The organism is Mesorhizobium sp. B2-5-4, assembly GCF_006441095.1.
GTDB lineage: Bacteria > Pseudomonadota > Alphaproteobacteria > Rhizobiales > Rhizobiaceae > Mesorhizobium > Mesorhizobium salmacidum.
In genome coordinates this window covers 24,142-36,610 of the sequence record NZ_VFUR01000027.1, presented here as the reverse complement: position 1 = coordinate 36,610, position 12,469 = coordinate 24,142, and the positions used below count along the sequence as shown (strand labels likewise).

The following is a 12,469-nucleotide window of genomic DNA, read 5'->3' as shown; positions in this document are numbered from 1 at the left end:
TGCATAAGGATAGCGGGATGAATTTTCTGGTGACGGGCGGTGCCGGCTTCATCGGTTCGGCGGTATGCCGGCATCTGTGCACCAATCCGGCCTACCGGGTGACCAACCTCGACAAACTGACCTATGCGGGCAATCTGGCCTCGCTGCGGCCGATTGAGAATGTCCACAATTACCGCTTCGCCCAGGCCGATATCTGTGACGAAAGGGCGGTGCTCGACATACTGCGCCGCGACGATATCGACATCGTCATGAACCTCGCCGCCGAGAGCCATGTCGACCGCTCGATCGACGGACCGGGCGCCTTCATCGAGACCAACATCGTCGGCACCTACAAGATGCTCAATGCCGCGCTCGAATACTGGCGTGGCCTGTCCGGCGACAGGAAAGCCCGCTTCCGCTTCCATCACGTCTCCACCGACGAGGTGTTCGGCGATCTGCCCTTCGACGGCGGCATGTTCGTCGAGGAGACGCCCTACGCGCCGTCCTCGCCCTATTCCGCCTCGAAGGCGGCTTCGGACCATCTGGTACGCGCCTGGCACGAGACCTACGGCCTGCCGGTCGTACTCTCCAACTGTTCGAACAATTACGGGCCCTATCATTTCCCCGAGAAGCTGATTCCGCTCGTCATCCTCAACGCGCTCGACGAAAGGCCGCTGCCGGTTTACGGCGCCGGCGCCAATGTGCGCGACTGGCTGTTCGTCGAGGATCACGCGCGTGCCCTGGAACTGGTCGCCACGAAAGGCCATTCGGGCGAGAGCTACAATGTCGGCGGCAATTCGGAACGCACCAACCTAGCCGTCGTCGAGACGATCTGCGACCTGCTCGACACCAGGCGTCCGCGCGCCGGCGGCAGGCGCTATCGCGAGTTGATCTCCTTCGTCACCGATCGTCCCGGCCATGACCGCCGCTACGCCATCGATGCTTCCAAGATAAGCCGCGAGCTCGGCTGGACGCCCAGGGAGAATTTCGACAGCGGCCTTGCCAGGACCGTGGACTGGTTCCTCGACAACAAATGGTGGTGGGGGCCGATCCGCGAACAGCGTTATGCCGGCGAAAGGCTGGGCGAAGCACGCAAGGTGGGCGCGTGAGGCTCCTCGTCACCGGACGCGACGACGGCCAGGTCGCTGCGAGCCTGCTGGAGGCCGGCCAGGCGCGCGTGGGTGTGGAGGTCATCGCCCTCGGTCGCCCGGAGCTCGACCTGGCAAAACCGGACACCGTTATAGACGCCATCGCGGCTGCGAAGCCTGATATCGTCGTGTCGGCCGCCGCCTATACCGCCGTCGATCAGGCCGAGGACGAGCCCGATATGGCCTTCGCGGTGAACGCGACCGGTGCCGGCAAGGTGGCCGAGGCCGCGGCGCGGCTTGGCGTTCCCGTCATCCATCTTTCGACCGACTATGTCTTCGACGGAACCAAGGCCGATGCCTATGTCGAAACCGACACGCCGGCGCCGCTCGGCGTCTACGGTGCCTCCAAGCTCGCCGGCGAGCAGGCGGTGGTGGGCGCCAACCCGCGCCATTTGATTCTGCGCACTGCCTGGGTTTACAGCCCCTTCGGCAGGAATTTCGTGAAAACCATGCTGCGCCTCGCCGCCGATCGCGACGAGATATCGGTAGTGGCCGATCAATGGGGAAATCCGACCTCCGCGCTCGATATCGCCGATGCCATCCTGCATGCGGCGGCGATGCTGCAACGCGACAATAATTTCAATGCGTTCGGTGCCTATCATGTGGCCGGCACGGGCGAGACCAACTGGAGCGGCCTTGCCCGCTATATCCTGGACACGAGCCTGGCGTTTGGCGGTCCATGGGCGCGGGTACGAGACATTGCTACCAAGGACTATCCGACCAAGGCACAACGTCCCGCGAATTCGCGGCTATCCAGTGCGAAATTCGCCGGCGTGTTCGGGTGGAGGGCGCCCCATTGGCGACCATCTACCGAAGCGGTGGTGCGGCGTCATTTCGTCTAAAAGCCTGTTTCGGAGCTCGTGTTGAGATTGCGGCGCGGCTGCCGGCACCGTACCCTTCCGGTGACGGCCGCCTTGCTGAGGTAGGCTGAAGGGCTGCAAGTCCTAGTGCAAGCACTAGGAGCAGCCCTATGACGAAGCATCAGATTGAAGTGATCACCTGAGCGGCGCCGGCGCTGGTCCCGGGAGGAGAAGGAGCGGCTGGTCGGGGCGACATTTGAGCCGGGGGCCAGTGTTTCGGAGCTTGCGCGAGCGGCCGGCATTCATGTAAGCTAGCTTTTCCGGTGGCGCAAGGAGCTCTGCCAGATCTCCACGCCACAACTCGTTCCCGTGCAAGTCGTCGAGGCACTGCCAGCGCCGCAACCACCGCTGATCGCCCGAGTGGCGCAAGAAGAGCATGGTGACGATCGAGCTTGGCGGCGCCCGCCGCCTGCGGGTCGAGAGTGATATCGACATGAGGCGCTCGGCCGCATCCTGGATGTGCTGGAGCGGCGGATCCCGGTCCCGCGCGATGTGAAGGTGTGGCTGGCCACTGGTTATACGGACATGCGCAAGGGCTTCCCCGGCCTCGCATTGATGGTGCAGGAGACCTTGAAGCGGGATCCGCACAGCGGCCACTTGTTCTGTTTCCGCGGACGGCAAGGTGGCCTGATCAAGGTGATCTGGCATGACGGCCAGGGGGCTTGCCTGTTCACCAAGAAGCTTGAGCGCGGCCGCTTCATCTGGCCCTCGGCGGCCGACGGAACTGTGGTGATCACGCCTGCACAGCTCGGCTATTTGCTCGAAGGTATCGACTGGCGAGTGCCGCAAAAAACCTGGCGTCCAAGCTCGGCTGGATGAGCAAGACCACTGGCATGGCGAGGGCGAATATGATTCCCTCGCGCCAGACCGATGCGGGCGATCAGCTTCCGGGTGACCTTGCCAGTGCGCATGCGATGATCGTCGCCGAGCGTGCGGCCCCGCCGTGAGGCGCAAGCGCTCGCCGCCCGCGCGCAGGCCGTGAACTCGCACTCGGATGCGCTGATTGCGCGGCTCAGGCTGGAGATCGAGAAGCTGAAGCGCGAGATCCATGGCAGCCGCTCGGAGCGGAAAGCCCGGCTTCTCGAGATGGAACTGCAGCTCGAGGAGCTGGAGGCCGATGCCAGCGAAGACGAACTGGCAGCGGACCTGGCTCATCGGCGGTCCGGGCCTTTGAGCGCAAGCGCCCGTCAAGGAAGCCGTTTCCCGAGCACCTGCCGCGCGAGCGCGTCGTCATCGCCGCACCGTCAAACTGCCCGTGCTGCGGTTCGGGGAAGCTGGCCAAGCTTGGCGAGGATATCACCGAGACGCTGGAGGTAATTCCGCGCCAGTGGAAGGTGATCCAGACCGTGCGCGAGAAGTTCACCTGCCGCCATGCGAGAAGATCGCGCAGCCGCCGGCACCCTCCACGTGACGTCGCGCGGCTTTTCCGGTCCGAACCTGCTGGCGATGATCCTGTTTGAGAAGTTCGCCCAGCACCAGCCGCTGAAACCGGCGGAGCGAGCGCTACACTCGTGAAGGCATCGATTTGAGTGTGTCGACGCTCGCCGACCAGGTTGGCGCGTGTGCCGCAACGCTGAGGCGGTGCATGCACTGATCGAGGCGCATGTGCTCGCTGCCGAGCGCCTCCATGGCGATGACACCACCGTGCCGATCCTGGCCCGCGGCAAGACCGATACCGGTCGCATCTGGACCTACGTCAGGGATGACCGGCCGTTCGGTGGAATATCGCCGCCGGCGGCACTCTACTATGCCTCGCGCGACCGGCGGCAGGAACATCCCGAGCGCCATCTGAAGACCTTTGGCGGCATTCTGCAGGCCGGTGCCTCTGGCGGCTACAATCCGCTGTTCAAGGGGGATCGCGATCCCAGTCCGCTGACCCAGGCGCTGTGCTGGGCGCATGCGCGCCGCAAGTTCTTCGTACTTGCCGACATCGCCACCAATGCCAAGCGTGGCAGGGACGCCGCGCCGATCTCCCCGATCGCGTTCGAGGCGCTCGAACGCATCGACGCCCTGTTCGATATTGAGCGCGAGATCAACGGGATTTCCGCCGGCGAACGCGTGAAACGCCGCCGGCAGGAAAGCCGCCTTCTCGTCGATGCGCTTGAGGAATGGATGCGGACCGAGCGGGCAAAGCTGTCGCGCAGCTCCCCGGTTGCCGAGCCGATCGACTACATGCTGAAGCGCTGGGACGGCTTCACGGCCTTCCCTAGCGACGGTCGGATTTGCCTGACGAACAATGCCGCCGAACGGGCGCTGCGTGGTTTTGCTCTCGGTAGGAAAGCTTGGCTGTTTGCGGGCTCCGATCGCGGCGCCGATCGGGCCGCCTTCATGGCGACGCTGATCATGACCGCGAAGCTCAATGGGGTGGATCCGCAGGCATGGCTTGCCGACGTTCTCGCTCACATCGCCGACATGCCGATCTCCAGGCTGGAGCAATTCTCCCGTGGAATTGGGTGGCATCGTCAGTAAAAGCCGTTGCTGCGTAGGCTCAGCTGATGGCTCACAAAACCGACAGAGATCAGGCCGACAAAAGCCGAGCTCTTGTCCGCGATGTATTGCTTCGCGATTGGGATCCGATCGGCATATCTGGCATTCCCGACGCTAAGGACGAATATGACGACTATGCCGACGTCGTGCTCGGGATGCTGATTAACGAAAACGCGACGGCAGAAGACATCGCCGCTATCTCTTCAAAATCGCCACAGAGGACATGGCGCTGTCCGATCGCAAGATGGCGAAGCTGTGCGATAGAGCCGCGGAAGCAGTCGTGGCGCTCCGATCAAACTTTTAGGAACAGGCTCAAGCTACCTGCGGTCTTCACCGGATGGGTACCCGGCACCGTGCTGACCGACAGCTTCCGTGGACTTCATCGATCAAGCATGTTCACGGCATACGGCCGGCTAGCCCAAATTGAACAGCGATTCATCCGGCTCCTGCCCAGCATCGCGGGAGGCGACAAGTCCGGAATAGGCTGTCATCGCCTCTTCGACCCCCATGATACCCGTTGCCCTGCCACGATGCATGACAATGCACTTGTTGCAAAAGTCGCTTACGAGGCTGTCGGAATGCGATGCCAGCACCAGGATTCCAACGCTGCGCATGAAGCTTTCGAGGCGGATGCGGGCTTTGTGCATGAAATGCGTATCGCCCGCGCCGATGCCTTCGTCCAGCACCAGTATGTCAGGCTGAATGGCGGTCGAAATGGCGAACGCGAGTCTCGCTTGCATGCCGGTGGAATAGGTGCGGATCGGCATGTCGAGATAGCTGCCGAGTTCGGTGAAGCTCTCAATTTCGGGGATGAGGGCTTCGATTCTGCTCCGGCTGAGCCCGAGCAGCAAGCCGCGTATGCGAATGTTCTCATAGCCCGTGGCTTCCGCATCTATGCCGAGCCCCATATCGAACAGTGATCCGACGCTGCCTGAAACATCGATCGATCCGGTGGTAGGATGATAAATACCCGAGATAACGCGCATCAACGTGGACTTGCCTGCACCATTGGTTCCGATGAGGCCCAGCCTGTCACCCGCGGCGAGCTCAAGGCTTACGCCGCTGAGTGCCCGGACGACCACGGTTTTCTCATCGGCGGAGTTGATCTTGCCGCCTGTTCCGGCCGCCAAGATGGCATTTTTGAACGAGCGCGACCGCGCCGAGTAGATCGGCAGATCAAGGGTCACCGATTTGAGAGAGACATGTGCCATTGGCCTGCTCCGCTATACCCAGAGCGCCAGGCGCTTGTAAGCTCGATTGTAGATCAGGCCGGCCACCACCCAGCCGAGGACCGCCATGACCATGCTACCGACCCACTGCAGCATGACAGGCATATTGCCCAGCATCGGCTCCCGAACCAGCTGGATGAGCCAGTAGAGCGGGTTGTAATCTATGGCGGCGAGATAGTGGGGGTTGCTCGAATTGGGTTCCCAGAAAACCGGTGTCAGGAACATGAGAAAGCTGAGAAAATTCCCGACCACGAGCGGAATGTCGCGGAACCGGGCCGAGACGGTTGCAAGGATCACCGACATCCAGCCGAGATTGAGAATCAAGAGAGCCAGGCCCGGGATCGCCATGAGCAGATTGGCGCTCATCGGGATCCCGGTGAGCAGCACGACGAATGGATACAAGATCATCGTGTGAAGGAATATCAGCACCTGTACCCAGAGGGTACGCAATATGTTCGCACAGATAGGCTGGGGAAGGCTCTTGATATAGGCCGCGCGTCCGATCAGCGCCTGACAGGATTCGGCCAGAGCCGTCGACAGAAATTGCCAGATCATTATGCCAACGATGATATAGGCGAGCAGGTTCGTGATAGGGCGCCCCTGGATGGACGACATCATGAATCCGATGCCGCCGGCAACCGCCGCCGTGCTGATCACGATCCAGAACGGCCCGATCGCCGAGCGCCGGTAACGCTGGCGGATATCGAAGGCACCGAGGCTGAGCCAGGATTCGAAGGCGGCGACGGCAGCCAGAATATCGCTTGATCCTGATCGCGGCCGGGTCGCCGTGGGAGCACCCGAAACAGTCATGATTCACCAGTGGCAGTGCGGAGGAGACTCCAGCCTGAGGAATGAGGCGAAGAAGCCTTGCCCGCGCATAGCTTTGAGGCAGGCCAGCGATCCTCGCGGAATTGCGTGGCTCGCGGTTGAGGGCAGCGCTTAACATGAGTGTTGCAATAAGCCAAGGCATCACCGCGATGGCTGGAACTGGCTGCCACAGTGCGCGTCACCAGCCGAAGGGGCTTCTGGCAAGCACGGTCAGCGACGACATGAACAGGCGCTGCTGCTGGCCGCATCCTTGTGGAGGCCGGCGAGCGCTTTCGATCATACGGCTGGATCAACGCACTGCTGGATCGAGAGAGAGGTCAAGCGCGCAGCAGCCACGATCTGCTCGGGCCGTCAACGAGGCCGAAAGACTGGGCGCAGCCAAGCGCGGAAATGTTTTCCAGTCGGCGACTTAGGCAGGTGTGGGCTGAGCTTGCCGCCTCAATGCACGCCAGTCCATTTCCTGCCTCAATACCATCTTGGCAGTGAGGGTCTGGATTTGCATTACTGTTCTCGCCGGCAAGGCTCTGAATAAGACGATTCGATGGTGGCGCCGTCCGGACCGGCCGGACTATCGCTCCGTCCACCTTGTGATTTCAAAATGACTGCAAGCCCCCGCGCGAAGTGGCGATCTATGGTGAGTCCTTTCCGTCAGGCCGGCGGGTTGATGAAGTCGGGGTCGCGAAGATTGGCTGATAGACAAATGGCCCGATGGATGGCAATAGCCAGCGGGATGCAGGCTGGTTCCATTAAGCTTGCGCTAAACGGTTTTTGGGGGGTTAGGTGAACATTGCTTTTCGGGCGGCCCGCGCCATCTATCGTGGCTCTGGTTTGAAGGCCAAAGTAGTCAGCTATGCCGAGAGGCAAAAGGCTTTTTCCCCGAGCCAGCAACAAACCGATGAACAACCGTTGGTTTCCGACTCTGCGATCCGCGAGCTCGGCCTGCCCAGCCCTCCATCTCCAGAGCAAATTCGCATCCATGACTTCAATGGGATAGATCGGACGCTCAAGAAAGCTGATGATATGTTCAACCAGGCCAATTCGCCATGTCTGTCCTTCCCAGCTTCATTGTCGCCGGCGATGAGCCGTTCAGCCCGGAATACCGGGACTGGGTGATGAATGTGAACGAGGCATTATCAGGCAAGAATTATTCCGTCGCCAATGAAGGCAGCCCATTCGACGTGCCTTCGACGACCCAGCGACCTTGATCGAATATGACGCAAAGCCATACGACCATCGCCGACCAGATGAGTGCCTGGGATATATCGGACGAACGATGCTGCTCCAAGGTCGGCTTGAGCTCGGATTCACCGAAACCTGTTTCCACGAGCTCGGCGCGTTACGGTGGGCGCATGACGAAAGTCGAGAACGATACAACGCCGTTTGGCAAAATCTCGGGCCCCAGCGAATGCCAGCTGCCGGAAGCCACTGCCATAGTTCGAATCAACCAGGATAGAGTCCACCATGCGAATTGACAGTCTGACTTCCCTGCGGTTCTTCGCCGCCGCTGCTGTCCTGATCCACCATATGGAGTTCTTACAGAAAAGCCCATCGCCAGATGTTCAGATGGTATATGGCTGGTTCTTCGAAGGCTTTGCTGGCGTCCAGTTCTTTTACATCCTGTCCGGGTTTGTAATCGCCTACAGTTTCGCCTCAAGGGCGGGGTCGCTCAGCTTTGGCGATTTCTTGTTTTTCCGAGCCGCCCGCATTTACCCGATCCACTGGCTCACATTGCTAGCAGCAGCGTATTTCTACGGCGCCTTGAATTCACCGACTTTGGACATGTGGTTCCGTTTCCTTACGAATGCTGCACTTTTGCAGAGCTTCGTTCCCGATGTATTGTTCTATTTCGGTTTCAACGGAGTTTCGTGGAGCATCTCTACCGAGATGTTTTTCTACGCAGCGTTTTTCCTCTTTGTCCCACTGAGTAGTCGTGCACTCATTTTCTCTTGGTCGATACTGATGTTGGTCATTGTCATCAACATACTATCCGTCCATCTTGATAATGGTTTCTCAAGCTGGCTTCTCTACATCAACCCGGTATTCCGGTTTATCGACTTCCTGACTGGCGTCTTGCTTTACAGGCTGTTTGTCGCAAGACCGCTGCAGATGTCATACCGGGCAGCGACCGTTGTCGAGTTCGTGTCGATAGCCCTTGTCGCACTTTCTGTGATTGTCGCAATGGCATGCGCAGTTCCGCTCCAATGGCGCTGGGATGTCTACTATGTGCCGTCGATGGCTGTCATGATCTTCGTGTTTGCCCATCAACGCGGCTTTGTCTCAGGCATGCTAAATAATCGGCCCTTGGTGCTGCTAGGCGATTCATCCTTTGCCCTTTACATGGTCCATCAGATCGTTATCGGGCTTTCACCATGGGCTACGCATCCTGAAATCATTCTGCGTTTGAGAGATATGGCGAGGGTAACCGTGATCCTGCTTCTGGGAGCGATCATCCTATCGGTTGTCCTTCATGTCTGCTTTGAAAAGCCAGTCAACACCTGGCTTCGGCGGTGGTGGACAAACGGAAGGCGGCCTCTTTCACAGACTCTACCAACTATACGGGATAGCTAATCATCAAGCGGGAGGACCCGAGACAGCCACGATTTCGCAGTAGAAGCTCCAGCCTGAGGAGCCAGGCGAAGAGGGCCTGCCTAGGGCGCATTTGCATTGATGCAGGCCAGCTATCCCTGCGGAATCGCGTGGCTCGCGGCTGGCTGTTGATAGGAGCGGTTAATATGAGTTGTTGCAATACCCAAGGCATCACCTAGTCCTCGCTCAGAAGCGAGATCGAGGATAGGAATACCTGCTATGGGCCAGTGATATAGTATATAATCGAGACGAAGTATCTCTGAGGATAATTCTGGAGAAAGATGCGATGGCGGGAACTGTCGACGAGTTGGAAACCGTTCTGTGGATGGATTTGACCGCCACGCTGCACGCCACTGGCGGAGTTGTCGGCATTATCCGTGCGGAGATGGAGCTGGCGGTCGGGCTTTACCGTAATCGGGCAAATGTCCGGTTCTTTTGCCTGCGAGACGAGGCACTTGTGGAAGTGCCGGCTTCTGACCTCGATTGGCTCTTGTCTTCGGAAAATGTGGCTGATGCGTTTGTGGCACGCCTGAAGAATTCGGGCCGCACCGGGAAGACTTCACCGGAGAATGGCGTCGATGCGATGCCATCCCACATTCGTACCGAAATTCAACGGGTCAGCCAACTCGACGTTAGTCGCTTCAGTCGTTTTCGGGCGGGCCGCGGTCTGTTGATAAACGCAATGGAACCCGGCTGGCGAGGTATTGTGCGCGTGGCGACGGCGCCGCTCGTCGCGGTAGGAGCCGCCTTCTCCAAAGCAAGGTCCGTCGGTCGTGCCATCCGCGCAAACATACCGCGCGGCGCAACGCCGCGCGCGGGATCAGGTCTTGCAGCTCCTGTCGGTTTTTTTCATCCGTTCAAGGATGGGGATATCGTCTTCAGTGCGGGGTTTATGCTGAACGACAAAGAAAGGATAATAGGGCGCGTTAAGGAGTCTGGGACTGAGGTCTATTTAGGATATTTGATTTATGATACCATTCTAATTGGAACTACTACAAGGCATCTTTATCTAGATTATGGCATCAATCTTTTTCAGAAGTATTTTGATTGGGCCTCTCGCAATTGTGATTTCCTTATCTACGGTGGCCAGACGGCGCTCAATGATTCGCAACGCATACAGACAGAGCGCAACCTGCCCATGCCAGCCGCAGCCGCCATCCAGTTTGGCAGCAATCTCGGCAATAGCTCAAAAGCCGGCGAGGACGATGGCATAGTGCTGAGAAGATTGGGACTTTCGACCAAGTTCATCATGACGGTGGGCAGCATCGAGGGTCGCAAAAACCACGAGACGTTATATCGCGCCTATGTGATGCTCCTTGATAAAATGGGTTCGGCCACACCGCAGCTGGTGTTTGCAGGGCGGCCGGAGTCGTATTCTTCGTCGGACCTGATGGACACGTTGAAGCGAGATCCACGCATTCAAGGCAAGCTGTTGGTGATGCAGCCGTCTGATGTCGAACTCGACATCTTGTACCGAAATTGCGAGTTCACCATGTTGCCGACCCTCTACGAAGGCTGGAGCCTGACCCTTCCGGAAAGCCTTGGATATGGCAAGCTTTGCCTATGTTCGAATGTCGAACCGCTTCGCGAGGTCGGGAGCGATCTGGTAGACTTTATCGCGCCTTGGGATGTCGTTGGTTGGCGCGACCGGATAGAGTTCTATGCAACCAACCCCGAGGTTCTGGCGAAACGCAACGCCGATATCGTGACAAAGTGGCAGAACACGACATGGGACGACTGTGCTATCACACTCAACAAGGCCATCACTTTGCTCCATGGCTCAGCAGCCGCTGCTATTACTCCCGTGGTCGAAACTCGGCCTTTGTGGATGGATCTTTCCCTCAGCTATCTTGTTCCACAGAAGGGGATCTCAGGCATTATTCGCGCCGAACTTCTGTTCGCGCGCGAGTTGCGCAAGATAGACCCTGGCGTACGCTTTTTCGCCTGCGACCGCGGTAGGGCGTTCGAGATACCCAAGGAAAACCTCGAATGGCTTTTCTGTGGTAAAAATCTCACAGTGGACTTTATTCGGTTCAATCAGATGATGGATGAGCGGGCGCTTCAGGGGATCTATCGGAGTCCCTATATAGTCTCGGATTCGGGTGCCCATACAACGGTTAAGAACAGCCTCTCGCGCTTGCAAGAAGGGCCAAAGATGCGCAACCCTTGGGATTTCCGCGAAGGTTCGCTACTGATCGCCAGTGCGCTGCCCACAAAATGGCAATCTTGGCTGTATCAGAAGGCGGCGAGCCGCCGTCAGGCGGAAACGCTTGACGACAACACCTATGCGAACGCCTCGATCTCACACCGAGGCGATATGAGTGTCATCCCCGATGGCGCCGTTGTATTTTTTGCCGGCATTGATTGGACGCTGATATCGCTCAAGGTGTTGCGCGATATGCCGGATCGTCAGCGGTTGTTTCTCGCCCATGTTCTATACGACATGACACCGACGATCACGCCGCATCTCCATGTCAGTCAGAATCCGCCGATCTACCTGAAATTCCTAGAATTGGTTTCTAATACGTTCGATTTCATCATTTATGGTGGGGAAACAGCGAGACGCGACGCGGCCCTTATCCAGAAAGAAAATGGCTTCAAATCGCCTGATAGCGTCGCCATCCACTTTGGCGGCGATATTGTTAAGATGGATAGCACTGAGGAGCGGGACCGCGAGCTTTTGCAATCACTGGGCGTGACCGGAAAGTTTCTGCTGGCCGTCGGCACAATCGAAAACCGCAAAAACCACGATACGCTTTATAAGGCCTACCTCACCTTGCTGGAGCGTGGCGGAGACGTGCCGCAGCTGGTTTTCGTGGGTGGGCAAGGTTGGCATACCGGCGATTTCATGAACCGGATGACTCGTGACGACCGGGTAACGGATAAAATCATCATTACACGCGCCAATGATGCGCAGCTTGATGCTCTCTATCGCCATTGCGAGTTCACGCTTTTAGCCAGCCTTTACGAGGGGTGGAGCCTTACGCTGCCGGAAAGCCTTGAATACGGAAAGTTCTGCCTGGTTTCCGATGTTGAGCCGCTGCGCGAGGCGGGTGGTGATCTCGTCGATTACGTGCTGCCCTGGGATGTGATAGGGTGGGCGGACAAAATCCGTTACTATCTCGATAAACCGGCACAATTGAAGAAGCGCGAACGCGCTATCAAGCGTAATTGGAAAACCTATAGCTGGGCTGATTGCGCGAGGGACGTGTATGCGGCGTTGCAAAGCAATGCCGATGCTCATTTCGTCAAGTTGGTCGGTATGGGGTCGCCCACAGAGACGTCTCTCAACAAGAAAAGCCGCACCAAGGCTCATTGACTGGGCCGCTCAAGATCGCGGAATCAACCCCTG

At 58.5% G+C, this 12,469-nt stretch carries 11 protein-coding genes and 2 pseudogenes; 11 read left to right on the top strand and 2 right to left on the bottom strand.

The genetic code is table 11. The features are described from left to right. The first annotated feature begins 17 nt into the window (after positions 1-17). The 8 genes and pseudogenes from rfbB (at position 18) to FJ492_RS25530 (ending at position 4,456) form a co-directional block, all read left to right on the top strand. On the top strand, positions 18-1,088 hold the full coding sequence (rfbB, locus tag FJ492_RS25550) for a dTDP-glucose 4,6-dehydratase (RefSeq protein WP_140772882.1): 1,071 nt from the start codon (positions 18-20) through the stop codon (positions 1,086-1,088). Next, entirely contained in the window at positions 1,085-1,969 is an 885-nt protein-coding gene (gene rfbD / locus FJ492_RS25545; protein ID WP_140772880.1) for a dTDP-4-dehydrorhamnose reductase, read from the top strand. The genes rfbB and rfbD overlap by 4 nt, the downstream gene beginning before the upstream one ends. Positions 1,970-2,446: 477 nt before the next feature. Beyond that, positions 2,447-2,806 (top strand): IS66 family insertion sequence element accessory protein TnpB, encoded by a 360-nt coding sequence (gene tnpB, locus FJ492_RS25535; RefSeq protein ID WP_348641919.1) that lies wholly within the window; start codon positions 2,447-2,449, stop codon positions 2,804-2,806. Beyond that, on the top strand, positions 2,803-2,934 hold the full coding sequence (locus tag FJ492_RS29520) for a hypothetical protein (RefSeq protein ID WP_281408178.1): 132 nt from the start codon (positions 2,803-2,805) through the stop codon (positions 2,932-2,934). The genes tnpB and FJ492_RS29520 overlap by 4 nt, the downstream gene beginning before the upstream one ends. Beyond that, positions 2,918-3,106: pseudogene (locus FJ492_RS29335) on the top strand (IS66 family transposase); the annotation flags it as partial. The gene FJ492_RS29520 and the pseudogene FJ492_RS29335, both read left to right, overlap by 17 nt. After that, positions 3,036-3,300 (top strand): annotated as a pseudogene (locus FJ492_RS29610) (hypothetical protein); the annotation flags it as partial. The pseudogenes FJ492_RS29335 and FJ492_RS29610, both read left to right, overlap by 71 nt. A gap of 58 nt (positions 3,301-3,358) precedes the next feature. After that, positions 3,359-3,502 (top strand): hypothetical protein, encoded by a 144-nt coding sequence (locus FJ492_RS29605; protein WP_348641920.1) that lies wholly within the window; start codon positions 3,359-3,361, stop codon positions 3,500-3,502. Between the two features lie 45 nt (positions 3,503-3,547). Then, positions 3,548-4,456 carry an IS66 family transposase gene (locus FJ492_RS25530; RefSeq protein ID WP_348641918.1) on the top strand — a complete coding sequence of 303 codons (909 nt, stop codon included), beginning with the start codon at positions 3,548-3,550 and terminating at the stop codon, positions 4,454-4,456. A 431-nt stretch (positions 4,457-4,887) separates the two neighbouring features. On the opposite strand, the gene FJ492_RS25520 is transcribed toward FJ492_RS25530, so the two are convergent. Both FJ492_RS25520 and FJ492_RS25515 read right to left on the bottom strand, forming a co-directional pair. Then, positions 4,888-5,685: an ABC transporter ATP-binding protein gene (locus FJ492_RS25520; RefSeq protein WP_140772878.1), complete on the bottom strand. Its 798-nt coding sequence runs from the start codon at positions 5,683-5,685 to the stop codon at positions 4,888-4,890. A gap of 12 nt (positions 5,686-5,697) precedes the next feature. Continuing rightward, on the bottom strand, positions 5,698-6,513 hold the full coding sequence (locus FJ492_RS25515; protein ID WP_140772876.1) for an ABC transporter permease: 816 nt from the start codon (positions 6,511-6,513) through the stop codon (positions 5,698-5,700). A 798-nt stretch (positions 6,514-7,311) separates the two neighbouring features. On the opposite strand from FJ492_RS25515, the gene FJ492_RS25510 reads away from it, so the two are divergent. The 3 genes from FJ492_RS25510 to FJ492_RS25500 all read left to right on the top strand — a co-directional run bounded on the left by FJ492_RS25510 (position 7,312) and on the right by FJ492_RS25500 (position 12,436). After that, on the top strand, positions 7,312-7,644 hold the full coding sequence (locus FJ492_RS25510) for a hypothetical protein (RefSeq protein ID WP_140772874.1): 333 nt from the start codon (positions 7,312-7,314) through the stop codon (positions 7,642-7,644). Positions 7,645-7,992: 348 nt separating this feature from the next. Next, positions 7,993-9,099 carry an acyltransferase gene (locus FJ492_RS25505; protein WP_140772872.1) on the top strand — a complete coding sequence of 369 codons (1,107 nt, stop codon included), beginning with the start codon at positions 7,993-7,995 and terminating at the stop codon, positions 9,097-9,099. Between the two features lie 304 nt (positions 9,100-9,403). Then, a complete protein-coding gene (locus FJ492_RS25500; RefSeq protein ID WP_140772870.1) occupies positions 9,404-12,436 on the top strand; it encodes a glycosyltransferase in 3,033 nt (1,010 codons plus the stop codon). Positions 12,437-12,469: the final 33 nt, after the last annotated feature.